This is a genomic window from Streptomyces sp. DH37, assembly GCF_029813835.1.
In the GTDB taxonomy this organism is placed as follows: Bacteria; Actinomycetota; Actinomycetes; order Streptomycetales; family Streptomycetaceae; genus Streptomyces.
The window spans coordinates 1-24298 of the sequence record NZ_JARVKV010000075.1 but is presented as its reverse complement, the minus strand read 5'-3'; the positions used below and the strand labels follow the sequence as shown (position 1 = coordinate 24298).

At 74.3% G+C, this 24298-nt stretch carries 20 protein-coding genes; 16 read left to right on the top strand and 4 right to left on the bottom strand.

Annotation, left to right across the window (positions count from 1 at the left end):
* Window positions 1-167 precede the first annotated feature (167 nt).
* The 4 genes from QC029_RS26695 to QC029_RS26680 form a co-directional block, all read right to left on the bottom strand.
* The gene (locus QC029_RS26695; protein WP_279558372.1) at window positions 168-2576 is read right to left on the bottom strand and encodes a DUF3488 and DUF4129 domain-containing transglutaminase family protein; all 2409 of its coding nucleotides are present in this window, start codon (window positions 2574-2576) and stop codon (window positions 168-170) included.
* Window positions 2573-3949 carry a DUF58 domain-containing protein gene (locus QC029_RS26690; RefSeq protein WP_279558371.1) on the bottom strand — a complete coding sequence of 459 codons (1377 nt, stop codon included), beginning with the start codon at window positions 3947-3949 and terminating at the stop codon, window positions 2573-2575. The genes QC029_RS26695 and QC029_RS26690 overlap by 4 nt, the downstream gene beginning before the upstream one ends.
* The gene (locus tag QC029_RS26685) at window positions 3949-4974 is read right to left on the bottom strand and encodes a MoxR family ATPase (RefSeq protein WP_279558370.1); all 1026 of its coding nucleotides are present in this window, start codon (window positions 4972-4974) and stop codon (window positions 3949-3951) included. The genes QC029_RS26690 and QC029_RS26685 overlap by 1 nt, the downstream gene beginning before the upstream one ends.
* A 139-nt stretch (window positions 4975-5113) precedes the next feature.
* Entirely contained in the window at window positions 5114-5644 is a 531-nt protein-coding gene (locus tag QC029_RS26680) for a carbonic anhydrase (RefSeq protein ID WP_279558369.1), read from the bottom strand.
* 409 nt (window positions 5645-6053) lie between these two features.
* On the opposite strand from QC029_RS26680, the gene rsmH reads away from it, so the two are divergent.
* The 16 genes from rsmH to QC029_RS26600 all read left to right on the top strand — a co-directional run bounded on the left by rsmH (window position 6054) and on the right by QC029_RS26600 (window position 24250).
* A complete protein-coding gene (rsmH, locus tag QC029_RS26675) occupies window positions 6054-7025 on the top strand; it encodes a 16S rRNA (cytosine(1402)-N(4))-methyltransferase RsmH (protein ID WP_279558368.1) in 972 nt (323 codons plus the stop codon).
* Between the two features lie 176 nt (window positions 7026-7201).
* Window positions 7202-7555 carry a septum formation initiator family protein gene (locus QC029_RS26670; protein WP_279558367.1) on the top strand — a complete coding sequence of 118 codons (354 nt, stop codon included), beginning with the start codon at window positions 7202-7204 and terminating at the stop codon, window positions 7553-7555.
* The gene (locus QC029_RS26665) at window positions 7552-9462 is read left to right on the top strand and encodes a penicillin-binding protein 2 (protein WP_279558366.1); all 1911 of its coding nucleotides are present in this window, start codon (window positions 7552-7554) and stop codon (window positions 9460-9462) included. Before QC029_RS26670 ends, QC029_RS26665 begins: the two co-directional genes overlap by 4 nt.
* Window positions 9463-9601: 139 nt before the next feature.
* Window positions 9602-11284: a UDP-N-acetylmuramoyl-L-alanyl-D-glutamate--2,6-diaminopimelate ligase gene (locus tag QC029_RS26660; protein ID WP_336621615.1), complete on the top strand. Its 1683-nt coding sequence runs from the start codon at window positions 9602-9604 to the stop codon at window positions 11282-11284.
* Window positions 11281-12684, top strand: coding sequence for a UDP-N-acetylmuramoyl-tripeptide--D-alanyl-D-alanine ligase (gene murF, locus QC029_RS26655; RefSeq protein WP_279558365.1), 1404 nt, complete (start codon window positions 11281-11283; stop codon window positions 12682-12684). The genes QC029_RS26660 and murF overlap by 4 nt, the downstream gene beginning before the upstream one ends.
* The gene (mraY, locus tag QC029_RS26650; RefSeq protein ID WP_279558381.1) at window positions 12684-13742 is read left to right on the top strand and encodes a phospho-N-acetylmuramoyl-pentapeptide-transferase; all 1059 of its coding nucleotides are present in this window, start codon (window positions 12684-12686) and stop codon (window positions 13740-13742) included. The genes murF and mraY overlap by 1 nt, the downstream gene beginning before the upstream one ends.
* Window positions 13739-15184 carry a UDP-N-acetylmuramoyl-L-alanine--D-glutamate ligase gene (murD, locus tag QC029_RS26645; RefSeq protein ID WP_279558364.1) on the top strand — a complete coding sequence of 482 codons (1446 nt, stop codon included), beginning with the start codon at window positions 13739-13741 and terminating at the stop codon, window positions 15182-15184. The genes mraY and murD overlap by 4 nt, the downstream gene beginning before the upstream one ends.
* Before the next feature lie 52 nt (window positions 15185-15236).
* A complete protein-coding gene (ftsW, locus tag QC029_RS26640) occupies window positions 15237-16826 on the top strand; it encodes a putative lipid II flippase FtsW (protein ID WP_279558363.1) in 1590 nt (529 codons plus the stop codon).
* A 6-nt stretch (window positions 16827-16832) separates the two neighbouring features.
* Window positions 16833-17927 (top strand): undecaprenyldiphospho-muramoylpentapeptide beta-N-acetylglucosaminyltransferase, encoded by a 1095-nt coding sequence (gene murG, locus QC029_RS26635; protein ID WP_279558362.1) that lies wholly within the window; start codon window positions 16833-16835, stop codon window positions 17925-17927.
* Window positions 17928-17961: 34 nt separating this feature from the next.
* Window positions 17962-18855, top strand: a complete 894-nt coding sequence (locus QC029_RS26630; RefSeq protein WP_279558361.1) for a cell division protein FtsQ/DivIB — start codon at window positions 17962-17964, stop codon at window positions 18853-18855.
* A gap of 277 nt (window positions 18856-19132) precedes the next feature.
* Window positions 19133-20392 (top strand): cell division protein FtsZ, encoded by a 1260-nt coding sequence (ftsZ, locus tag QC029_RS26625; protein ID WP_279558360.1) that lies wholly within the window; start codon window positions 19133-19135, stop codon window positions 20390-20392.
* A gap of 11 nt (window positions 20393-20403) precedes the next feature.
* A complete protein-coding gene (gene pgeF / locus QC029_RS26620) occupies window positions 20404-21177 on the top strand; it encodes a peptidoglycan editing factor PgeF (protein ID WP_279558359.1) in 774 nt (257 codons plus the stop codon).
* The gene (locus tag QC029_RS26615) at window positions 21174-21905 is read left to right on the top strand and encodes a YggS family pyridoxal phosphate-dependent enzyme (protein WP_279558358.1); all 732 of its coding nucleotides are present in this window, start codon (window positions 21174-21176) and stop codon (window positions 21903-21905) included. Before pgeF ends, QC029_RS26615 begins: the two co-directional genes overlap by 4 nt.
* Window positions 21906-22107: 202 nt before the next feature.
* On the top strand, window positions 22108-22752 hold the full coding sequence (locus QC029_RS26610; protein WP_279558357.1) for a cell division protein SepF: 645 nt from the start codon (window positions 22108-22110) through the stop codon (window positions 22750-22752).
* Between the two features lie 67 nt (window positions 22753-22819).
* Window positions 22820-23104 (top strand): YggT family protein, encoded by a 285-nt coding sequence (locus QC029_RS26605; RefSeq protein ID WP_093655225.1) that lies wholly within the window; start codon window positions 22820-22822, stop codon window positions 23102-23104.
* A 48-nt stretch (window positions 23105-23152) separates the two neighbouring features.
* Window positions 23153-24250, top strand: coding sequence for a DivIVA domain-containing protein (locus QC029_RS26600; protein WP_279558356.1), 1098 nt, complete (start codon window positions 23153-23155; stop codon window positions 24248-24250).
* Window positions 24251-24298 lie beyond the last annotated feature (48 nt).

The following is a 24298-nucleotide window of genomic DNA, read 5'->3' as shown; positions in this document are numbered from 1 at the left end:
CGGGACGCACGGCCGCCGCGACCCGACACCACTCGTGCGGCCCGGCCCGAGGGCCGCGCGACCACGAACCACCGAGGGGCCCCGGAGAGATCCGGGGCCCCTCTGCGTGTCCCCGCCCCGTCTCCGGCCCGTCTCCCGTCTGTCCCGGTCCGTCCCGGCCGCCGGGCTCACACCCGCTGCCGCGACGGCCTGACCCGCGAGAGCGCCCGCCGCGCCGCGCCGCCCCACCGTCCGGCCACCGCCGCCCGGCGCTCCGAGGCCGCCCACACCAGGCGCACGGCCGACCGCGGCAGCAGCAGGGCCCGCAGCCGCCCGCCGCGCCCGGCGGCCTCCCACAGTCCGGCCCGCACCCGCCGCACGTCCCCGGCCAGGTCCTGCGCCGGCCGCGGCTCGGGGGCGTAGAGCGCCCGCTCGACCGCCGTGGCCAGCCGGTGCGCGGCCTCGGCCGCCTCGCCCTGCAGCCTCCCCAGCCGTACGACGCGCGCCGCGGCCGTCCGCGGGGTCGCGGACTCCTGCGGGAGGATGCCCAGGTCCCAGGCGGAGTCGGTCATCTCCCGCCAGGCGGCGAGCGTGCGGGCGCCCGGGTCGCCGCCGCCGTCCAGCCGCCGGGCCCGGACCCTGCCGCGCCACAGCGCCGGCAGCACCGGGACCCCCGCGACCAGCAGCACCAGCGCCACCGCCCACAGCACCGTGCCCGCCGGGAAGCCGCCGTCGGCGGCCCCGCCGCCCTGCGGGTCGGCCGCCGCGCCGCAGTCCTCCGTCCCCTCTCCCGGGGCGCACTCCTCCTGCTCCGAGGGTTCCGGGAGCGGCTCCGCGCTGTCGCTCGGCCGCGGGTCCGGAACGCTCGGCTGGTCCGGCGAGGGCAGGTCGGGCTGGGTGTAGTCCGGCACGCTGCCCCGGCTCGGGGTCGGCTCGAAGCGGGTCCAGCCCACGCCCTCGAAGTACAGCTCGGGCCAGGCGTGCGCGTCCTGCAGCCCCACCGTCATCCCGCCGCCGCCGTCGGAGGCGCCGGGGGTGAAGCCCACCGCCACCCGCGCCGGGATGTCCAGGGTGCGGGCCATCGCCGCCATGGAGAAGGCGAAGTGGACGCAGAAGCCCTCCCGGTCCTCCAGGAAGCGGACGATGGCCGCGCTGCCGCTGCCGGCCTTCACCTGGGTGTCGTAGCGGAAGCCGCCCTGGGAGGAGAACCAGTCCTGGAGCCGGACCGCCTCGTCGTAGTCGCTGGTCGCGCCCTCGGTGACATCGCGCGCCATCCGCGCCACCACGGGCGGCAGCGACTCCGGCACGTCGGTGTACTCCGCCAGGATCTCCGGGGACGGCGCGGGCGCGTCCGACAGCTGCCGCGCGGTCGGCCGCACCACCAGGCTCTCCACCTCGTACCGCGCGCCCCGGGTGGTCTGCCCGCGGTCGCCGACCAGGGTGCGGCCCTCCGGCTCGAAGCGCCACCGGCCGCCGATGCGCACCTCGTCGGCCGGGTACGGCATGGGCAGCCAGTTCTGGGCGTACCAGCCGGCGGCCCGGAAGGAGGTGGTGACGCGTTCGGTGCGGACGGAGGGCGACAGTCCGGGCACCGGCGGAAGCGGGCGCGGCAGCTCGGTGATCCGCCGCTCCGAGGGCTTCCAGGCCGTGCCGTCGAACCGGTCCAGCGCCACGATCCGCAGATACATGTCCGAGGTGCTGTCGGCGTCGGTGGTGTACGTCAGCACCGTGCGGTTGTCCGGCTGGTTCAGGCTGTCCTGCAGCGCGACCAGCGGATTGACCGCCGAGACCGTGCCGCCGCCGTTCCCCGGACCCCGCCCCTGGCGCGCGGCGTCCAGCAGCCCGCCGCCGAGCGACGGCAGCGCCGCGGGCGCCACCAGGGCGATGCCCAGCGCCACCGCGCCGATCCGCCGCCCGGTGCGCACCGGCACGGCCGTCGCACCGCCGGACCGTGCGGAACCGGACCCGCCACCGGACCGGCCACCGGTCCCGCCGCCCTCGGCGCCGCCGAACACCCGGCCCCACCGCGACAGCCGCTCCCGGCCCTCCGCCAGGAGCAGCAGCAGGTAGCCGGCCGCCGCGCACAGGAACCACAGCCAGCGCGTCCCGCCCTGGGACAGCCCCGCCGCCACCGAGTACAGGGCCAGCAGCGGCAGCCCGGCCGGCGCCGCGGCACGGTACGTCACCGCCAGCACGTCCACCAGCAGGCCGACGACGACCACGCCGCCGACCAGCAGCAGCCGGATGCCGCCGGTGACCGGGGCGGGGATCGCGAACCGGCTCACGTCCGCGGTGCCCTGGGCCAGCAGGGCGCCGAAGGCCTCCACGGCGTCCGGGCCCGGCAGCACCCCGAGGACGGCGTCGTCGCGGACGAAGACGAAGGTGAGCAGCAGCAGCGACACCAGCGCCTGCGCCGCCACCGTCGCCGGGGCGGCCAGCGGAACCCGCCGCGCCGCCGCGCCCACCGCGGTCTGGACGCCCAGCAGCAGGGCGGCCTGGAGCAGCCAGCCCGCCGGGGCGACCAGCGGCAGCAGCGCGCACGCCGCCGCCAGGGTGGCCGCCCAGGCACAGAACGCCAGCCGGGTCCGTCCGCTCATCGCCCTCCGCCTTCCGTCCGTGCCGAGGCCCCGCCCGCGGCCCGGTCCGCCTGCCGCCACAGGCCGGGCAGCGCGTCACCGGGCGCGTACGGCAGCACCGCCCAGCCCGCCTCGCGCAGCCGCCGCTCCCGCTCCCCCTGTGCGACGGGGTCCTGGAACCCGCGCGGGAGGAGGACCACCGCCGCGCCCGCCCGCCGCCGCATCCGGCAGGCCAGCGCCGTCTGCTCCTCGTCCAGCGCGCCGAGGAAGGCCACCAGCAGCCCCTCGTGCCCGCCGATGCCGCCGCGCAGCACCTCGTACGCCCGCGACAGGCCCGGCTCGCCGGAGTGGTCCACCACCGCGAGGGTGTCCAGGATCAGCCCGGCGGTGTCGGAGGAGCCGCCGGCGGAGGACTGCAGGCCGCCGCCGTCCGGTCCGGGCACGGCGGTGCCGGTGTCGGTCAGCAGCCGCACCGCGTAGCCGCGCCCCAGCAGGTGCACGGCGGCCGAGGCGGCCCCCGAGACCGCCCACTCGAACGCCGAGTCCGGGCCGGAGCCGGCCCAGGCCGCCCGGCGGGTGTCCAGCAGCACCGTGCAGCGCGGCTTCTGCGGCTGTTCCTCGCGGCGCACCATCAGCTCGCCGTGGCGGGCGGTGGAGCGCCAGTGGACCCGGCGCAGGTCGTCGCCGTGGCGGTAGCCGCGCGGTATCACGTCGTCGTCGCCGGCCGTCGCGAGGGAGCGCTGCCGCCCCTCGCCCCAGCCGGCGGCCTCCCCGGCCAGCCGCACCGGAGGCAGCGCCTCGGTGCGCGGCACGACGGTGAGGGTGTCGTACGCGCTGAAGGAGCGGGTCAGCTCCACCATGCCGAACGGGTCCGTCAGCCGCAGTTGCAGCGGGCCCAGCGGATAGCGTCCGCGCAGGTCGGAGCGGACCCGGTAGGAGACCTCGCGGCGGCCGCCCGGCTCCACCCGGTCCAGGACGAAGCGCGGGCGCGGGCCCAGGATGTAGGGGACCCGGTCCTGGAGCATCAGCAGGGAGGTGGGCAGCCGCGAGACGTTGTCCAGCCGCAGGTGCACACGGGCCTCGTCCCGGGTGGGCACGCGGACCGGGGACAGCCGCCGGGAGGCCGCCACCCGGTGGCGGGTGCGGTGCAGCACGACCGCGCACACCAGGGGCAGCGCGGCCAGCAGCATCCCCACCCGCAGCAGGTCGCCCTGGCCCAGGACGTAGGCGCAGACCGTCGCGGCCACCCCCGCGGCCAGGAACGACCGCCCCCGGGTGGTGAGCCCCGCGAGCGCGGCGCGCAGCGAGCTCTGGCGCTCCCCGGCGCGGACGTCCCGGTCCGCGTCGTCGCCCCCGCCGGTGTCCCGGCCCGCTGTGCCGGGGCCGCCGTCCATCAGTGCCCCCGCTGCGGAGGCCGACCGTACAGCGGGGGCTGCGAGGTGGCCTCCCGGTGGTGGGCGGCGGGCACGGGCACGCGCCGCAGGATGTCGAGGACGATCTGCTCGGCGGTGCGCCCGCTCAGCTGGACCTGCGCGGTGGGCAGCAGCCGGTGCGCCAGCACGGGCACGGCCAGCCCCTGCACGTCGTCGGGCAGGACGAAGTTCCGGCCGGCCAGGGCCGCCGCCGCCTTCGACGCCCGCAGCAGGTGCAGGGTGGCGCGCGGCGAGGCGCCCAGCCGCAGCTCGGGGTGGCTGCGGGTGCCCGCGACCAGGTCGACGGCGTACCGGCGGACCGGCTCGGAGACGTGCACGCCGCGCACCGCCTCCACCAGCTTGACGATCTCGTGCGCGTGGGCGACCGGCTGGAGGTCGTCCAGCGGGGAGGTCCCGCCGTGCACGTCGAGCATCCGCAGCTCGGCCTCGGGGCTGGGGTAGCCGATCGACGTCCGCACCATGAAGCGGTCGCGCTGAGCCTCGGGCAGCGGATAGGTGCCCTCCATCTCGACCGGGTTCTGGGTGGCCACCACCATGAACGGGTCGGGCAGCTCGTAGCTGCGCCCGTCGGTGGTGACCTGCCGCTCCTCCATCGACTCCAGCAGCGCCGACTGGGTCTTGGGGGAGGCGCGGTTGATCTCGTCGCCGATCACGACCTGGGCGAAGATGGCGCCGGGCTTGAACTCGAACTCCTGGCGCTGCTGGTCGTAGACGCTCACCCCGGTGATGTCGGAGGGCAGCAGGTCGGGGGTGAACTGGATCCTGCGCACCGAGCAGTCGACGGATCTGGCCAGCGCCTTGGCGAGCATGGTCTTGCCCACGCCCGGCACGTCCTCGATCAGCAGGTGCCCCTCGGCGAGCAGCACGGTCAGTGAGAGCCGTACGACCTCCGGCTTGCCCTCGATCACGCTCTCCACCGACCGGCGCACCCGGTCCGCCGTGGCGGTCAGATCACTGAGATCAGCCCGTTCGTCATAGGTCGTCACCCGGCCCTCCTCGGCCCGCTCACGGGCCGGTCTCCCACGCGGCCGGCCGGCCCACCCCGAACAACCGGCGCCCCCGCGGGCGCGGTGCCCGCGGGGAGAGCCGTCACTCAGGCATTCTTCACGTACTCAGGCTTACGCGTCACGCTTCCGGGTCGTTCGCCGGATCGATCTCCCGGAGCAGACCGGTGGTGACGTCGAAGACGAAGCCCCGCACGTCGTCGGTGTGCAACAGGAACGGTGAAGTACGTACCCGCTCCATCGACTGCCGCACGTCCTGATCGGCGTCCTTGAAGGACTCGACCGCCCACGACGGCCGCTGGCCGACCTCCAGCTCCAGTTCGTGCCGGAAGTCCTCGGTCAGGTTCAGCAGACCGCATCCGGTGTGGTGGATCAGTACGACGGAACGGGTCCCCAGGGCGCGCTGACTGATGGTCAGCGAGCGGATGACGTCGTCGGTGACCACGCCGCCCGCGTTGCGGATGGTGTGGCAGTCGCCGAGCTCGAGGCCCAGGGCGGCGTGCAGGTCCAGCCGGGCGTCCATGCAGGCGACGACGGCGACCTTCAGCACCGGCCGGGCGTCCATGCCCGGATCGGTGAACTCGGCTGCGTAACGCTGGTTGGCTGCGACGAGGCGGTTGGTGACCGACCCCTCGGAAGAAGACGGTGGCATGCCTACGACCGTAACCGGCCCGTCTCCGTCCGGCTCGGCGTGAGGCGGGGCAAAGCCGGTCAACGCGCATGGGTGTGAGGTAACCCACATGCCCGGTGCGGGACGCCCCCGTACGGGCGGAGCCCGTACGGGGAGGGCTCCGGGCGGGAGCGGCCGTGACGCGCCTGACCGGTTGGTTGACCGGGGGGACGAGTGGACTAAAGTGACGCGAAGCGGGAGCCGGGACACGCGCCGAGCTCCCCTCCCCAGCCCCAGATCCCCATGTGCGCGGGCGCGCGTACGGCCGCGTACGGCCCGGCCTCCTCCCGCTCCCGGCCGGCCGGCGCCCCTTCCCCGGCGCCGGCCGCCGCCCTTCCCCTTCGCGAGCGGGCGGGGACCCGGCCGTACGGGCCCGCTCAAGGAGAGTCCAGTGAGCACCAACGAGCGGCACGTCCCGGTCATGCTCCGGCGCTGCCTGGACCTGCTCGCCCCCGCCCTGCGCGAGCCCGCCGCCGGAGGCCGGGGACCCACGGTCGTGGACTGCACCCTCGGGCTCGGCGGCCACAGCGAGGCCCTGCTGTCGGAGTTCCCGGACGCGAGGCTGATCGGCCTGGACCGCGACCCGGCGGCGCTGGAGCTGGCCGGCGAGCGCCTGGCCCGCTTCGGGGACCGCGCCACGCTGGTGCACGCCGTCTACGACGAGCTGCCCGAGGTGCTCGGCCGGCTCGGTGTGCCGCGCGTCCAGGGCGTCCTGTTCGACCTCGGCGTCTCCTCCATGCAGCTCGACGAGGCCGAGCGCGGCTTCGCGTACGCCAGGGACGCGCCGCTGGACATGCGGATGGACCAGACCCGGGGCATCGGCGCGGCGGAGGTCCTCAACACCTACCCGCCCGGCGAACTGGTGCGGATCCTGCGCGCCTACGGCGAGGAGAAGCAGGCCAGGAGGATCGTCGCCGCGATCGTGCGCGAGCGCGAGAAGGAGCCCTTCACCGGCAGCGCCCGGCTGGTGGAGCTGATCCGCGAGGCGCTGCCGCAGGCCGCCAAGCGCACCGGGGGCAACCCCGCCAAGCGCACCTTCCAGGCGCTGCGCATCGAGGTCAACGGCGAACTGGCCGTGCTGGAGAGGGCGCTGCCGGCGGCCGTCGCCGCACTGGCCGTGGGCGGCCGGATCGCCGTCCTGTCGTACCACTCGCTGGAGGACCGCCTGGTCAAGCAGGTCCTCGCCGCGGGCGCCGCGAGCACCGCCCCGCCCGGCCTGCCGGTGGTCCCCGAGCGCTACCAGCCCCGGCTGAGGCTGCTCACCCGGGGGGCGGAACTCCCCACCGAGGAAGAGGTCGCCGAGAACCGCCGCGCCGCCCCGGCCCGGCTGCGCGGCGCCGAGCGCATCCGGGAGGAGCCCTGAAGGACACACCGAAGGCCACCGCGGGAGGGGCACCCAAACCGGCACCGAAACCGGCACGCAAGCCGGCACCCAAGTCGGCACCGCAACCGGCCGCACCGGCGTCGAGGGCGGCCCGGGGCACCGGGGCGCCCGCCTCCCCGACGCCCCAGCAGCGGCTGGCGAGGCTGGCGGGACTGGTGCCCGCCGACCGGCCCTCCGCGCCGGCCCGCACCCCCTTCGTGCTGCTGGTCGTCCTGCTGCTCGGCTCCGGGCTGCTGTCCCTGCTGCTGCTCAACGCGGCCGTCAACCAGGGCGCCTTCGAGCTCGAAGAACTGGAGAAGCAGGCCGAGGAACTGACCGACGAGGAGCAGGCCCTCCAGCAGGAGCTGGACTCCTTCTCCGCCCCGGACGCGCTCGCCGAGCGGGCCCGCGAGATGGGCCTGGTGCCCGGCGGCAACCCCGCCTTCATCCTCCCGGACGGCACCGTCCGGGGCGTGCCCGAGCCGGCTCCCGCCGCTCCCGGCGGCCCCGGCGGGGAGGGAGCCCCGTGAGCGAGCGTCCCCAGCGCCCCCGCCGCACGCCGTCCGCCCCGCGCGCGGCCCGTCCCGCGGCCCGCGCGCCCCGCCCGAAGCCGGGGGCCATCCGGCTGGGCAACCCCCGGCCCCGGCTGAGGCTGTTCGGCGTCGGGCTGACCCTGGTGATGCTGGCCTTCACCGTGCGGCTGCTCCAGGTGCAGGCCGTGGACGCCGGCACCTACGCCGGCAAGGCCGACGTCAACCGCTACATCACCGTCCCGCTCGCCGCCGAGCGCGGCACCGTCACCGACCGCGACGGCGTCCCCCTGGCCACCACGGTCGACGCGTACGACATCACCGCCGACCCCTACCTGTTCACCCCCGACCAGACGAAGGTCCCCGACGCCCCCGCCCAGGCGGCCGAACTGCTCGCCCCCATCCTCGGCGTGGACGAGGAGACGCTCACCGCGCGGCTCTCCCGCGAGGAGACGCGCTACGTCGTCCTGGCCCGGCAGCAGTCCCCGCAGGTCTGGCGGCAGATCATCGACCTCAAGCGCGCGCTGGCCGGACGGCCGCGCCCCGACGGGGGACACCACGTGCTGGCCGGGGTGTACTCCGAGGAGCACGCCAAGCGGGTCTACCCGGGCGGGGAGCTCGCGGCCGCCGTCCTCGGCTTCGTCAACGCCGAGGGCAGGGGCGGCGGCGGCCTGGAGGCGAAGTTCGACAAGGTGCTGGCCGGGAAGGACGGCAAGATCACCTACGCCCAGTCCGGCGGCCGCCAGGTGCCCACCGCGGACAAGCACGAGCAGCCCGCGCTCCCCGGCTCCGACGTGGAGCTGACCCTCGACCGCGACATCCAGTGGGCCGCGCAGCGGGCCATCGAGGACCGGGTGGAGCGGTCCGAGGCCGACAGCGGCTACGTGATCGTCCAGGACGTCCGCACCGGCGAGATCCTCGCCATGGCCAACGCGCCCGGCTACGACCCGGGCGACCTGTCCACGGCCAGCGCCTCCTCGCTGCGCAACGCCGCGGTGGAGGACGCCTACGAGCCCGGCTCCACCAGCAAGGTGATGTCCATGGCCGCGGTCCTGGAGGAGGGCGTGGCCACCCCCGCCACCCATGTGGTGGTGCCCAACCGGCTGCCGCGCGCCGACCGCAGCTTCGCCGACGACGTCGACCACCCCACCTGGTACCTCACCCTCAACGGGGTGCTCGCCAAGTCCAGCAACATCGGCACCATCCTGGCCGTCGAGCAGCTCGGCGACACCCAGGCGGAGGCCAACCGGGTGCTCCACTCCTACCTGCGCAAGTTCGGCCTCGGACAGCGGACGGGCCTGGACTTCCCCGGGGAGACGCCCGGCATCCTCGCCGACCCCGGGGACTGGAACGCCTCGCAGCAGTACACCATCCCCTTCGGCCAGGGCCTGTCGATCAACGCCGTCCAGGCGGCGTCGGTCTACTCCACCATCGCCAACGGCGGCGTACGCGTCGAGCCGAGCCTGGTGCGCGGCACCACCGGGCACGACGGGAGCTGGACCCCCGCGCCCAGGCCGGAGCGGACCCGCGTCGTCAGCGAGCGGACCGCCACGACGCTCGCCACCATGCTGGAGTCGGTGGTGGCGGACATGGAGGGCACCGGAACCACCGCCCGGATCCCCGGCTACCGGGTGGCGGGCAAGACCGGCACGGCCAACCGGGTGGACCCCGAGACGGGCCGCTACAACGGCTACACCTCCTCCTTCGCCGGGTTCGCCCCCGCCGACGCCCCCCGCGTCACCGTCTACTGCGCCGTGCAGAACCCCAGGAAGGGCAGCTACTTCGGCAGCGACGTGTGCGGCCCGGTGTACCAGCAGGTCATGAAGTACACGCTCAAGGCCCTCCGGATCCCCCCGACCGGCGCCGAGCCCCCGCGTCTGCCCGTCACCTTCGACCCCGGGGACTGACCCGGAAACCGACCGGAAAGCGACCGTGAGAACCATCACCGACGACCCCTGGAACCGCCCCGCCACCGCCGGCGGCCCGCCCGGCACACCCGGCCCCTCGCTTCGCGGCGGGCCCGGCACGGCGGGTACGCTCACCGCCGTGCCACACGCTGATCAGACCCCATCCCCGTCCCCGGTCCCACCCCGCCCGGAGCGGGTCCGTCCCGTACCGCTGGCGGAGCTGGCCCGGCGGCTGGGGGTCGCGGCCCCCGAGGGCGACGCGGCCGTCACCGGCATCACCCACGACTCGCGCGCCGTGCGTCCCGGTGACGTCTACATCGCGCGTCCGGGCGCCCGCTTCCACGGCGCGGACTTCGCCGTCCAGGCCGCCCGGCTGGGCGCCGTCGCGGTGCTCACCGACCCGACGGGCACCGAGCGGTCGGCCGCCACCGGCCTGCCGGTGCTGACCGTGGAGGACCCGCGCGACTGGATGGGCTCCCTGGCCGCCGCCATCTACGGCGAGCCGGGCCGGGACCTGCTGCAGATCGGCATCACCGGCACCTCCGGCAAGACCACCACCGCCTACCTCGTCGAGGGCGGGCTACGCGCGGCGGCGAAGGAGGGGGAGCTGACCGGGCTGATCGGCACGGTCGAGTCCCGCGTCGGCGACGAGCGGATCAAGTCCGAGCGCACCACCCCCGAGGCCACCGAGCTCCAGGCGCTGTTCGCCGTGATGCGCGAGCGCGGGGTCCGCTCGGTGGCCATGGAGGTCTCCAGCCACGCGCTGGTGCTGGGGCGGGTGGACGGCTGCGTCTTCGACATCGCCGTCTTCAACAACCTCAGCCCCGAGCACCTGGACTTCCACCCGGACATGGAGGACTACTTCCGGGCGAAGGCACAGCTGTTCACCAAGGCCCGCTCCCGCGCCGGCGTGGTCAACATCGACGACGAGTACGGGCAGCGGCTGGCCGGCGGCGTCAGCGAGGTGCCGGTCACCACCTTCTCCGCCGAGGGCCACCCGGACGCCGACTGGCGCGCGCGGGACGTGGAGATCGGCCCGCTCGGCTCCACCTTCACCGTCGTCGGACCGGGCGGCGTGACGGCCCGCGCCGCGGCGCCGCTGCCCGGCCCGTTCAACGTCGCCAACGCGCTCGCGGCCATCACCGCCCTGGTCACCGCCGGGATCGACCTGGAGACCGCGGCCGAGGGCGTCGCCGCGGTGCCCGGCGTACCGGGCCGCCTGGAGCGCGTGGACGCCGGCCAGCCGTACCTGGCGGTCGTGGACTACGCGCACAAGCCCGACGCCGTCGACTCCGTGCTGCGCGCCCTGCGCAAGGTCACCGACGGCCGGGTGCACGCGGTGCTCGGCTGCGGCGGCGACCGCGACCCGCACAAGCGCCCCGCCATGGGCGCCGCGCTGGCGCGCCTGGCCGACACCGCCGTGCTGACCTCCGACAACCCGCGCTCGGAGGACCCGCTGGCCATCCTCGCGGCCATGCTCGCGGGCGCCGCCGAGGTCCCGATCCACGAGCGCGGCACCGTGCTGGTGGAGGAGGACCGCGCCGCCGCCATCGCCGCGGCCGTCGCCCGGGCCGAGCCCGGGGACACGGTCCTGGTGGCGGGCAAGGGCCACGAGCTGGGCCAGGACATCGCCGGAGTGGTCCGCCCCTTCGACGACCGCGAGGTGCTGCGCGAGGCCATCGCGCGCACCCTGGCCGCCCGCCGGGACGCCGGGGGAGGCCCGGGGGACGACGCCGGGGGCGACGCCGTGGGCAGTTCCGGGGACAACACCGGGGGCGACACCGTGGAGAACACCGGGAAGAACGGGGAGAGCGCGCCGTGATCCCGCTGACCCTCGCAGAGATCGCGGACGTCGTCTCCGGCCGTGCCCACGACATACCGGACCCGGGGCTGACCGTCACCGGACCGGTGGTCAGGGACTCCCGCGAGGTGCGCCCCGGCGCGCTCTTCGTCGCCTTCGGCGGGGCGCGGGTGGACGGCCACGACTTCGCCGCGCAGGCCGTCGCCGACGGCGCGGTGGCCGTCCTGGCCGCCCGGCCCGTCGGCGTGCCCGCGATCGTCGTCGACGACGTGGAGGCGGCCCTGGGCGCCCTGGCCCGGCACGTCGTGCGGCGGCTGGGCGCCACCGTCGTCGCCCTCACCGGCTCCGCGGGCAAGACCAGCACCAAGGACCTGATCGCCCAGCTCCTGCGGCGGCTCGGCCCCACCGTCTTCACCCCCGGCTCGCTCAACAACGAGATCGGCCTGCCCCTGACCGCGCTGAGCGCCGAGGAGGGCACCCGCCACCTCGTGCTGGAGATGGGCGCCCGCGGCATCGGCCACATCCGCTACCTCACCGGTCTGACCCCGCCGCGCATCGGCGTGGTCCTCAACGTCGGCTCCGCGCACATCGGCGAGTTCGGCGGCCGGGAGCAGATCGCCCAGGCCAAGGGCGAGCTGGTGGAGGCACTTCCCCCGCTGGACGAGGGCGGCATCGCCGTCCTCAACGCCGACGACCCCCTGGTACGCGCCATGCGCGCCCGCACCGACGCCCGCGTCGTCCTCTTCGGCGAGGGCGCCGACGCCGACGTCCGCGCCGAGAATGTCCGACTCACCCCGAAGGGGCAACCCGCCTTCACCCTCCACACCCCTACCGGGTGCAGCGATGTGACCATGCGCCTGTACGGTGAGCACCACGTGTCGAACGCGCTCGCCGCGGCCGCCGTAGCCCACGAGTTGGGCATGCCCGCCGACGGGATCGCCACCGCGCTCTCCGAGGCCGGCACGCTCTCCCGCTGGCGGATGGAGGTCATCGAGCGCTCGGACGGCGTGACCGTCGTCAACGACGCCTACAACGCGAACCCCGAGTCCATGCGGGCTGCGCTCCGCGCGCTCGCCGCCATGGGCAAGGGGCGTCGCACGTGGGCGGTGCTCGGCGAGATGGCCGAGCTCGGCGAGGAGTCGCTCGCCGAGCACGACGCGGTCGGACGGATGGCCGTCCGGCTCAACGTCAGCAAGCTCGTGGCGGTCGGCGGCCGGGAGGCCCGCTGGCTCGACATGGGCGCCAAGAACGAGGGTTCGTGGGGTGAGGAGTCGGTGCACGTGTCCGACGCTCAGGCGGCAATCGACCTGTTGCGCGACGATCTGCGGCCGGGGGATGTCGTGCTGGTGAAGGCCTCCAGGTCGGCCGGCCTGGAGAAGGTGGCGCTCGCGCTGGTCGAGGGCGAGGTCGCCGGCCGATGATGAGGCAGATCCTCTTCTCCGGGGTCATCGGGCTCTTCCTGACCCTGATCGGCACTCCGCTGCTGATCAAACTGCTGGCCCGCAAGGGCTACGGGCAGTACATCCGCGACGACGGCCCGCGGGACCACCACAGCAAGCGCGGCACCCCCACCATGGGAGGCATCGCCTTCATCCTGGCGACGCTGATCGCCTACGCCCTCACCAAGGTCATCACCGGCCAGCCGCCGTCGCTCTCCGCTGTGCTGGTGCTCTTCCTGATGGCCGGCATGGGCCTGGTCGGCTTCCTCGACGACTACATCAAGATCGTCAAGCAGCGCAGCCTGGGTCTGCGCGCCAAGGCCAAGATGCTCGGCCAGCTCATCGTCGGCATCGCCTTCGCGGTGCTGTCCATCAACTTCGCCGACGCCCGCGGCCAGACCCCGGCGTCCACCAAGCTCTCCTTCACCCAGGACTTCGGCTGGTCGATCGGCCCGGTGCTCTTCGTCATCTGGGCGCTGTTCATGATCCTGGCGATGTCCAACGGCGTGAACCTCACCGACGGCCTGGACGGCCTGGCCACCGGCGCCTCGGTGATGGTCTTCGGCGCCTACACCTTCATCGGGGTGTGGCAGTACCAGGACGCCTGCGCGCTGACCGGCAGCCCGAGCTGCTTCGAGGTGCGCGATCCACTGGACCTGGCGGTCGTCGCCTCCGCGCTGATGGGCGCCTGTTTCGGCTTCCTGTGGTGGAACACCTCGCCCGCCAAGATCTTCATGGGCGACACCGGCTCGCTGGCCCTGGGCGGCGCCCTGGCCGGACTGGCCATCATCTCCCGCACCGAGCTGCTGCTGGCCCTGCTCGGCGGCCTGTTCGTCCTCATCACCATGTCCGTCGTCATCCAGGTCGGCTCGTTCCGGCTGACGGGCAAGCGGGTCTTCAGAATGGCGCCGCTCCAGCACCACTTCGAGCTCAAGGGCTGGAGCGAGGTGCTGGTCGTGGTCCGCTTCTGGATCATCCAGGGCATGTGCGTGATCGTCGGCATCGGCCTGTTCTACGCCGGTTGGGCGGCCGGGAAATGACGCGCGGCCCCGTCGGCGGGGAGTTCACCGGCAAGCACGTCACCGTCGCCGGCCTCGGCGTCTCCGGAATCCCCGCGGCGCGCATGCTGCGGTCCCTGGGCGCCGAGGTGACGGTCGTCAACGACGGCGACGACGAGCGCGCCCGGCAGCAGGCCGCCGAACTGGAGGAGCTGGGCGCCGCGGTGCGCCTCGGCGACGGGGCCACCCTGCCCGAGGGCACCGAGCTGATCGTCACCACGCCCGGCTGGCGGCCGGACAAGCCGCTGTTCGCCGCGGCCGCGGCGGCCGGCGTACCGGTGTGGGGCGACGTCGAACTGGCGTGGCGGCTGCGCGGTCCCGACGCCGCGCCCTGGCTGGCGGTGACCGGCACCAACGGCAAGACCACCACCGTGCGGATGCTCGCCTCCATCCTCGAGGCCGCCGGGCTGCGCACCGCCGCCGTCGGCAACATCGGCGTCTCGCTGCTGGACGCGGTCCTGGGCGGGACGCCGTACGACGTGCTCGCCGTGGAGCTGTCCAGCTACCAGCTCCACTGGTCCCCCTCGGTGCGCCCCCACTCCGCCGCGGTGCTCAACCTGGCGCCCGACCACCTGGACTGGCACGGCTCGATGGAGGCGTACGCCGCCGACAAGGGCCGGATCTACCAGGGCAACGAGGTCGCCTGCGTCTACAACGCCGCCGACCCCCTCACCGAGGAACTGGTCCGCCGGGCCGACGTCGTCGAGGGCTGCCGCGCGATCGGCTTCACCCTGGGCGCGCCCGCGCCGTCCCAACTCGGCGTCGTGGACGGCATCCTGGTGGACCGGGCCTTCGTGGAGGACCGCCGGAGGCAGGCGCAGGAGCTGGCGGAGGCGGCGGACGTGAACCCGCCCGCCCCGCACAACATCGCCAACGCCCTGGCCGCCGCCGCCCTGGCCCGCGCCTTCGGCGTGGAGCCCGGGGCGGTACGCGACGGGCTGCGCGCCTTCCGGCCCGACCCGCACCGCATCGAGCACGTCGCCGACGTGGCCGGGGTGCGCTACGTCGACGACTCCAAGGCGACCAACACCCATGCCGCCGAGGCGTCGTTGGGCGCCTACGAACCGGTGGTGTGGATCGCCGGCGGCCTCGCGAAGGGAGCCACCTTCGACGAGCTGGTCGCCGGGGCCGCGAAGCGGCTGCGCGCCGCGGTGCTGATCGGCGCGGACCGCGCCCTGATCCGCGAAGCGCTGGCGCGACACGCCCCGGATGTCCCGGTCGTCGACCTCGACCGGACCGACACTGGGGCGATGGCGGCGGCGGTCGGCGAGGCCGCGCGGCTGGCCCGCCCGGGGGACACCGTCCTCATGGCTCCGGCCTGCGCCTCGATGGACATGTTCACCAACTACCACGCGCGCGGGGAGGCCTTCGCCGCCGCGGTCCGCGGCCTCGCCTCCGGCCGGTCCGCGGCGCGGGAGCGATAACCCGCCGGTCCCCGTGCCGCGGTCCGGCGGCCCGGGGAGACAGGAGGGGACGATGACGGCCGAGCGACCCGCGCCGCCCGCGGCGGCGTTCGCGGCCCTGGCGGCGGCGGCCGGCCGCGTACGCGCGGCACTCGCGGCCGGCGTACCGGCCGTGCCCGCCCTGCCTACCCTGCCCGCCCCGGCCGCCCTGCCCGCCGCGGGCGGCCCGGGGCGCGCGGGCGCCGTACTGCGCGAGGCGCAGCGGTCCCGCCCCGGCCCCCGTACGGCGCGCCCGGGTACGCCCCGCGCCCCGCGTCCGGACGCCGCGCCCCGGGCGTCCGGGGCCGCCGGGCGCACTCCGCCCCGCGGCGCCCCGCGGCGTCCCGCACGCGGCCCGCGCCGGGCCCTGGGCGGGGTCCGGCGGCTGTACCTGCGGGCGAAGCGGGCCTGGGACCGTCCGCTGACCGCCTACTACCTGATCCTCGGCGGCAGCCTGATGATCACCGGGCTCGGCCTGGTGATGGTCTTCTCCGCCTCGCAGATCGAGGCGCTGGGCTCCGGGCTGCCCTCCACGTACTTCTTCCGCAAGCAGCTGCTGGCAGCCGTCCTGGGCGCCCTGCTGATGCTGGCCGCCGCCCGGATGCCCGTCGCGCTCCAGCGCGGGCTGGCGTATCCGCTGCTGGCCGGCTCGGTCTTCCTGCTCTGCCTGGTCCAGGTGCCCGGGATCGGGCACGAGGTCAACGGCAACCAGAACTGGATCCAGCTCGGCGGCCCCTTCCAGTTCCAGCCCAGCGAGTTCGCCAAGCTCGCCCTGGTGCTGTGGGGCGCCGACCTGCTGGCGCGCAAGGGCGACAGACGGCTGCTGACCCAGTGGAAGCACATGCTGGTGCCGCTGGTTCCGGTGACCTTCCTGCTGCTCGGCCTGATCATGCTGGGCCGCGACATGGGCACCGCGATCATCGTCGCCGCGATCCTGGTCGGGCTGCTCTGGCTGGCCGGGGCGCCGCTGCGGCTGTTCGCCGGGGTGCTCGCCGTCGCCGGTGCCCTCGGGGCCGTCCTCATCGGCACCAGCGGCAACCGGCTGGCCCGGTTCGCCTGCCTCGGCGCCACCGAGCCCGGCCCGAACTACGAGTGCTGGCAGGCCGTGCACGGCATCTACGCGCTGGCGTCGGGCGGATGGTTCGGTTCGGGACTGGGCGCCAGCATGGAGAAATGGGGACAACTGCCCGAACCGCACACCGACTTCATCTTCGCCGTGACCGGGGAGGAACTCGGCCTGACGGGGACGCTGTCGGTGCTCGCCCTTTTCGCGGCTCTAGGCTATGCGGGTATCCGCGTGGCCGGACGCACGGAGGACCCCTTCGTCAGGTACGCCGCGGGAGGCGTGACCACCTGGATCACGGCCCAGGCCGTGGTCAACATCGGTGCGGTGCTCGGTCTGCTGCCGATCGCCGGTGTCCCGCTCCCGCTGTTCTCCTACGGGGGTTCCGCCCTGCTGCCGACGATGTTCGCCGCCGGGCTGCTGATCTCGTCCGCGAGATCGGAACCCGCCGCGCGCGCGGCACTGGCCATGCGGCAGCCTGCTGTGAGAAAGAAGCTGGCTGGGGTGAGACGGAAGACGATGCGACGGAGCGCCGTACGGCGCCCGTCCGGAGAGCGGTGAAATTCGGTGCATGTCGTACTCGCCGGTGGGGGGACCGCCGGCCACATCGAGCCCGCGCTCGCCCTCGCGGACGCCCTGCGCAGGCAGGACCCGACCGTGGGGATCACGGCACTCGGCACGGAGCGCGGGCTCGAGACCCGGCTCGTCCCCGAGCGGGGCTACGAGCTGGCGCTGATCCCGGCCGTGCCGCTGCCGCGCAAACCGACCCCCGAGCTGATCACCGTGCCGGGGCGGCTGCGGGGCACCATCAAGGCCGCCGAGCAGGTCCTGGAACGCACCAAGGCCGACTGCGTGGTCGGCTTCGGCGGCTACGTGGCGCTGCCCGGCTACCTCGCGGCCAAGCGGCTCGGGGTGCCGATCGTCGTCCACGAGGCCAACGCCCGCCCGGGCCTGGCCAACAAGATCGGCTCCCGCTACACCCAGCACGTCGCCGTCTCCACCCCGGACAGCAAGCTGCGGCACGCCCGCTACGTCGGCATCCCGCTGCGCCGCTCCATCGCCACCCTGGACCGGGCGGCGATGCGCGCCGAGGCGCGGGCCGCCTTCGGCCTCGACCCCGGCCTGCCCACCCTGCTGGTCACGGGCGGCTCCCAGGGCGCCCGGCGGCTGAACGAGGTCGTCCAGGCCATCGCCCCGACCCTCCAGCGCTCCGGCGTCCAGATCCTGCACGCGGTCGGCCCGAAGAACGAGCTGCCGCAGGTGGACAACATGCCCGGGATGCCGCCGTACATCCCGGTGTCGTACCTGGACCGGATGGACCTGGCGTACGCCGCGGCCGACATGATGCTCTGCCGCGCGGGCGCGATGACGGTGGCCGAGCTGTCCGCGGTCGGACTGCCGGCCGCCTACGTCCCGCTGCCGATCGGCAACGGCGAACAGCGGCTGAACGCCCAGCCGGTGGTCAAGGCGGGCGGCGGACTGCTCGTCGACGACGCCGAACTGTCGCCGGAGTGGATCCAGGCCAACGTCCTGCCGGTGCTCACCGACCCGCACCGGCTGTACGACATGTCCCGAGCCGCCGCCGAGTTCGGGCGCCGGGACGCCGACGAACTGCTGGTCGGCATGGTCTACGAGGCGATCGCGGCACGCCGCCAGGGCTGAGGCCCGGCGGCGGGGAAGCGGGAGGGCAGGGAGCGTGGCCGGACGGACGACGACCGCCGAACGTGGCGGCCGCGACCCGCGGGACCCCCGCGGGCCGGGGGCGGACTCCGGCCCGCCCCCCGCTCCGCCGGCCGGCGGGCGGCCCCGGCGCCCCCGCCTCCCCCCGCCGGACGATCGCAGGCGCCGCCGTCTGCTGCTCGTGCTCGCCCTCGCCCCGGCGCTGCTGCTCGGCGGCCTCGCCCTGTGGCTGCTCTACGGCTCCGCGTGGCTGCGGGTGGAGACCGTCACGGTCGGCGGCGAGCGGGTCCTGACGGAGCGGCAGGTCCTCGACGCCGCCGACGTGCCCGTCGGCGAGCCGCTCGTCTCGGTCGATCCCGACGCGGTGGAGAGCCGCCTGCTGGAGAGGCTGCCGCGGATCGACTCCGTGGAGGTGGCCCGTTCCTGGCCGCACGGCGTGGAGTTGGAGATCACCGAGCGGAAACCCGTCGTCGTGATGGTGCAAGACGCGCCGAACGGGGAAGGCGGGGGAGACGAGCGGGCCGGGAGGGGGCGGAGCTATGCCGAGGTGGACGACGAGGGGGTGCGGTTCGGCACGGTCGCCGACCGGCCCGAGGGCGTCCCCGTCCTCGCCCTGGACCTCGCCGCGTCCCCCAGCCGGCACCGCTTCGGCGCCGAGCGGATGCGCGGGGAGGCCGTCAGGGTCGCCGCGGCCCTTCCCGAACGGGTGCGCCGCGACACCCGGACCATCCGGGTCCGCTCCTACGACTCCATCACCCTGGAGATGAGCGGCGGCCGTACGGTGATGTGGGGAAGCGGCGAGGACAGCGAGGCGAAGGCCAGATCGCTCGTCCTGCTGATGAAAGCCGCCGACGGCGCGGGGAGATTCGACGTGAGCGTTCCCAGCGCCCCCGCGGCGTCGGGGAGTTGACGTACGTATGTGCAGGCCAGCACCCTGGTTGGCTACCGCGTTGCCTGATCACATAGGGTGAGAAGAAAAACGGGAGGTTCGGCGTGTTCATTGAACGCGAGCCGCTTGTCGACCTAGTGTCCGTTCCAAAGAATCCGAGGAACGACAGACACTGGTAACCCTAAACTTCACCGTTAGGGTTCGGGGTCGGCGTCCGGACCGTCCCACTCGGCATAGGTCGGCGCACCGCAAGCACCGTGGAGCGGCGACACGTAACTCGAGGCGAGAGGCCTTCGACGTGGCAGCACCGCAGAACTACCTCGCAGTCATCAAGGTCGTCGGTATCGGCGGCGGTGGCGTCAACGCCATCAACCGGATGATCGAGGTCGGTCTCAAGGGCGTCGAGTTCATCGCGATCAACACTGACGCACAGGCCCTGCTGATGAGCGACGCCGACGTCAAGCTCGACGTCGGCCGCGAACTCACCCGCGGCCTCGGCGCCGGCGCCAACCCCGACGTCGGCCGCAAGGCCGCCGAGGACCACCGCGAGGAGATCGAGGAGGTCCTCAAGGGGGCCGACATGGTCTTCGTCACGGCGGGCGAGGGCGGCGGCACCGGCACCGGCGGTGCGCCCGTCGTCGCGAACATCGCACGCTCCCTGGGCGCCCTCACCATCGGCGTCGTCACCCGTCCCTTCACCTTCGAGGGACGCCGCCGGGCCAACCAGGCCGAGGACGGCATCGCCGCCCTGCGCGACGAGGTCGACACCCTCATCGTCATCCCCAACGACCGGCTGCTGTCCATCTCGGACCGCCAGGTGAGCGTGCTCGACGCGTTCAAGTCCGCGGACCAGGTGCTGCTGTCGGGTGTCCAGGGCATCACCGACCTCATCACCACCCCGGGCCTGATCAACCTGGACTTCGCGGACGTCAAGTCCGTGATGTCCGAGGCCGGCTCGGCGCTCATGGGCATCGGCTCCGCGCGCGGCGACGACCGCGCGGTGGCGGCCGCCGAGATGGCGATCTCCTCGCCGCTGCTGGAGGCGTCCATCGACGGCGCCCGCGGCGTGCTGCTCTCCATCTCCGGCGGCTCGGACCTCGGCCTGTTCGAGATCAACGAGGCCGCCCAGCTGGTGAGCGAGGCCGCGCACCCCGAGGCGAACATCATCTTCGGCGCGGTCATCGACGACGCCCTCGGCGACGAGGTCCGGGTCACCGTCATCGCGGCGGGCTTCGACGGCGGGCAGCCGCCGGCGAAGAACCGCGACAAGGTGCTCGGTTCGTACGGGGGCGCCAAGGAGGAGGCCCCGGCGGGTCCGCGTCCGGTGCCCTCCGACACCGACCGCCCGTCCTTCGGCGGCCTCGGCTCGGTCACCCCGCGCGAGGAGGAGGTGCCCCCGGTCGCCCCGCTGACGGAGGCCCCGTCCGCCTACGGCGTGGGGTCCCCCTCGCCGCTGTCCGGCGAGACCGGCCCGTCCTCGGCCCCGCAGGTGCCCCCGGCCCGTCCGTACCAGGACGGATCCGCCGAGGAACTCGACGTGCCGGACTTCCTCAAGTAGGCATCGAGAGCGTGATAGGACAACACGACACCGTGAGCGGCGCGCACTTCGCCTTCACCGACAGGTGGGGCGGGGTGAGCGCCGCTCCGTATGACGAACTCAACCTCGGCGGCGCGGTCGGCGACGACCCCGGCGCCGTACGGGCCAACCGCGGGCTGGCGGCGAGGGCGCTCGGCCTCGACCCGGCCGCGGTGGTCTGGATGAACCAGGTGCACGGGCGCGACGTGGCCGTCGTCGAAGGACCGTGGCGGGAGGGCGGGGCGCCGCCGGTGGACGCGGTCGTGACCGCCCGTCGGAACCTCGCGCTCGCCGTCCTGACCGCCGACTGCGTCCCCGTCCTCCTCGCCGACCCCGTCGCCGGGGTGGCGGGAGCCGCGCACGCCGGGCGGCCCGGCCTGGTCGCCGGGGTGGTGCCGGCGGTGGTCGGGGCGATGGTCTCCCTCGGCGCCGATCCGGCGCGCACGGTGGTGCGCATCGGTCCGTCGGTGTGCGGGCGCTGCTACGAGGTGCCGGAGCGGATGCGCGCGGAGGTCGCGGCCGAGGTGCCCGAGGCGTACGCCACCACCGGCCGGGGCACTCCGGCGGTCGACGTCGCGGCCGGAGTGCGGGCCCAGCTCGCCCGGCTCGGGGTCCCGGAGCCGCCGGCGCCGTCCGTCTGCACCCTGGAGTCGCGGGACCACTACTCGTACCGCGGGGAGAAGACCACCGGCCGGCTGGCCGGTTACGTGTGGCTGGGCGGTTCCGCCGGCGGTTCCGCGGCGGCGGACGGGGAGGACGCGGCATGAGCGGTTCCACGACCGGCCGCGCAGCCGAACTGGCCGCGAACCTCGCCCGAGTGGAGGAGCGCATCACCCGCGCTTGTGTCACCGCGGGGCGCGCACGCGAGGACGTGACCCTGGTCGTCGTCACCAAGACCTACCCCGCCGACGACGTCCGGCTGTTGGCCGGGCTCGGGGTGCGGCAGGTCGCGGAGAACCGCGACCAGGAGGCGGCGCCCAAGGCCGACGCCTGCGCGGACCTCCCCCTCACCTGGCACTTCGTCGGCCAGTTGCAGACCAACAAGGCCCGTTCCGTGGTCCGCTACGCCGACTTCGTGCACTCGGTCGACCGGCCCCGGCTGGTCGGCGCCCTCTCCTCGGCGGCCGAGCGGGAGGGGCGCCGGGTCGGCTGCCTCCTCCAGGTCGCGCTCGACCGGGAGACGGGCGCGGCCGGGCGGCGCGGGGGCGTCGCGCCCGACGCGGTGGGGGAGTTGGCCGACGAGGTGGCCGCGGCGCCCGGGCTGTGGCTCGCCGGCGTGATGACGGTCGCACCCCTGTCCGGCCCGTACGCCGGGAAGCCGGGAGCCGCGTTCGAGCGGCTGGGGGAAATCGCAACGGCCCTGCGGGCGAACCATCCTGCTGCGACCATGGTCTCGGCGGGCATGAGCGCGGATCTCGAGGAGGCGGTGGCGGCCGGTGCGACACATGTGCGTATCGGCAGTGCGGTACTCGGAGTCCGACCCGGGCTCCGGTAACGTCGCCAAACAAGTCGGGCCACAGCAGAAAATATGGTCATTCCCGCCCCGCGCGGATGGCCGTGTGGAGCCAGGGCCACCGGTGACACCGGTTGTCACCGGTGACGGAGCCCTGGAGCCTCCCGGTCGGAGGCACCGGAGGCAGGAATGGGGCCTCCCCGCCGAAGGCAGGGGAACCACCACAGAGCGGAGGACGCAGAGAATGGCCGGCGCGATGCGCAAGATGGCGGTCTACCTCGGCCTCGTGGAGGACGATGGGTACGACGGCCCGGGGTTCGACCCCGACGACGAGTTCGAGCCCGAGCCGGATCCCGAGAGGGACCGGCGGCACCAGACGCACCAGCCCCTGGGAGCGCCCGCGGCCGAGGTCGGCGGGGAGCAGGAGCCCGAGGAGCCGGTGCGGGTCGTCCACCCCCCCGCCCACCGGGAGCGGGAGCAGACCCCCGCGGTCGTCTCCGAAAACGGACGGCACGGGAGGATTGCCCCCGTGTCATCCATCACATCCGAACGCCAGAGCCTGGAGAAGAACGCACCGGTGATCATGCCCAAGGTCGTGTCCGAGAGGGAGCCCTACCGGATCACCACACTGCACCCCCGGACGTACAACGAAGCCCGTACCATCGGGGAACACTTCCGAGAGGGCACCCCGGTGATCATGAATCTGACCGAGATGGACGACACCGACGCGAAGCGTCTGGTCGACTTCGCGGCCGGTTTGGTGTTCGGCCTCCATGGGAGTATCGAGCGGGTGACACAGAAGGTCTTCCTCCTGTCTCCTGCTAACGTCGATGTCACGGCGGAGGACAAGGCCCGCATCGCAGAGGGCGGGTTCTTCAACCAGAGCTGAGAGTCAGTGCAACCGGACGGGCCGGCCGACGGGCCGGACGCGACCAAAGGGGAGAGGGAAGCGCTCGATGGGCGTCGTACAGCAGGTGGTCCTCATTGTGCTGCAGGTCTTCCTGGTCGTGCTGATCTTCCGCCTGGTGATGGACTACGTCTTCATGTTCGCCCGCTCATGGCAGCCCGGCAAGGCGATGGTGGTCGTCCTGGAGGCCACCTACACTGTCACTGATCCGCCACTCAAGCTGCTGCGGCGGTTCATACCGCCGCTGCGCTTCGGGGGCGTGGCGCTCGACCTGTCCTTCTTCGTACTGATGATCATCGTCTACATCCTGATCAGTGTCGTGGCCAGGCTGTGAGCGATACGGTCTTGCCGATATGCCGATGACTTACGTTGAGGTGAAGAGATGCCGCTGACCCCCGAGGACGTGCGGAACAAGCAGTTCACGACCGTCCGCCTGCGCGAGGGCTACGACGAGGACGAGGTCGATGCCTTCCTCGACGAGGTCGAGGCCGAGCTGACGCGGCTGCTCCGCGAGAACGAGGACCTGCGCGCCAAGCTGGCCGCCGCGACGCGTGCCGCCGCGCAGAACCAGCAGCAGCAGGGCATGCGCAAACCCCCCGAGCCCCAGCAGCAGGAACGGCCCGGGCCCGTCCCGGCCGCCATATCGGGACCGCAGCCGGTCCCGCCGGGGCAGATGGGCGGCCCGCCCCAGCTGCCCGGCGGTGCACCGCAGCTGCCGGCCGGTCCCGGCGGGCACGGACCGCAGGGCGGTCCGATGGGTCCGGGTCCGATGGGCCCCGGACCGATGGGCGGTCCCGGTGGTCACGGTGGTCACGGCATGCACCAGCCGGGTCCGGGCCAGGGCCCGGGCGGCGACAGCGCGGCCCGTGTGCTGTCGCTGGCGCAGCAGACCGCCGACCAGGCGATCGCGGAGGCCCGTTCCGAGGCCAACAAGATCGTCGGCGAGGCGCGCAGCCGCGCCGAGGGGCTGGAGCGGGACGCCCGCGCCAAGGCCGACGCCCTGGAGCGGGACGCGCAGGAGAAGCACCGCGTCGCGATGGGCTCCCTGGAGTCCGCCCGCGCCACGCTGGAGCGCAAGGTCGAGGACCTGCGCGGCTTCGAGCGCGAGTACCGCACCCGTCTGAAGTCGTACCTGGAGAGCCAGCTCCGCCAGCTGGAGAACCAGGCCGACGACTCCCTGGCCCCGCCGCGCACCCCGGCGGCGGCCTCGCTGCCGCCGTCCCCGTCGATGGCGTCGGCGGGCGCTCCGGCCGGCGGCACCATGGGCGGTCACCAGTCCATGGGCGGCGGGCAGTCGATGGGCGGACCGGGTGGCGGTCACGGCGGCCACAACCAGGGCGGTCAGACGTACGGTGGACAGCAGCAGATGTCCCCGGCCATGACCCAGCCGATGGCTCCGGTGCGGCCGCAGGGCCCGCAGCCGATGCAGCAGGCGCCCTCGCCGATGCGCGGCTTCCTCATCGACGAGGACGACAACTGACGCAGCCGCCGTAGGCGGCGGCGGATCGGTCGGCATATCGCAGAGGGC

Coding starts and splice junctions, on each gene's coding strand:
- QC029_RS26695 (WP_279558372.1), bottom strand. CDS start 2,576: ATGAGCGGACGGACCCGGCTGGCGTTCTGTGCCTGGGCGGCCACCCTG.
- ftsW (WP_279558363.1), top strand. CDS start 15,237: ATGACGGCCGAGCGACCCGCGCCGCCCGCGGCGGCGTTCGCGGCCCTG.
- QC029_RS26680 (WP_279558369.1), bottom strand. CDS start 5,644: ATGCCACCGTCTTCTTCCGAGGGGTCGGTCACCAACCGCCTCGTCGCA.
- QC029_RS26690 (WP_279558371.1), bottom strand. CDS start 3,949: ATGGACGGCGGCCCCGGCACAGCGGGCCGGGACACCGGCGGGGGCGAC.
- QC029_RS26615 (WP_279558358.1), top strand. CDS start 21,174: ATGAGCGGTTCCACGACCGGCCGCGCAGCCGAACTGGCCGCGAACCTC.
- QC029_RS26610 (WP_279558357.1), top strand. CDS start 22,108: ATGGCCGGCGCGATGCGCAAGATGGCGGTCTACCTCGGCCTCGTGGAG.
- mraY (WP_279558381.1), top strand. CDS start 12,684: ATGAGGCAGATCCTCTTCTCCGGGGTCATCGGGCTCTTCCTGACCCTG.
- QC029_RS26605 (WP_093655225.1), top strand. CDS start 22,820: ATGGGCGTCGTACAGCAGGTGGTCCTCATTGTGCTGCAGGTCTTCCTG.
- QC029_RS26600 (WP_279558356.1), top strand. CDS start 23,153: ATGCCGCTGACCCCCGAGGACGTGCGGAACAAGCAGTTCACGACCGTC.
- murD (WP_279558364.1), top strand. CDS start 13,739: ATGACGCGCGGCCCCGTCGGCGGGGAGTTCACCGGCAAGCACGTCACC.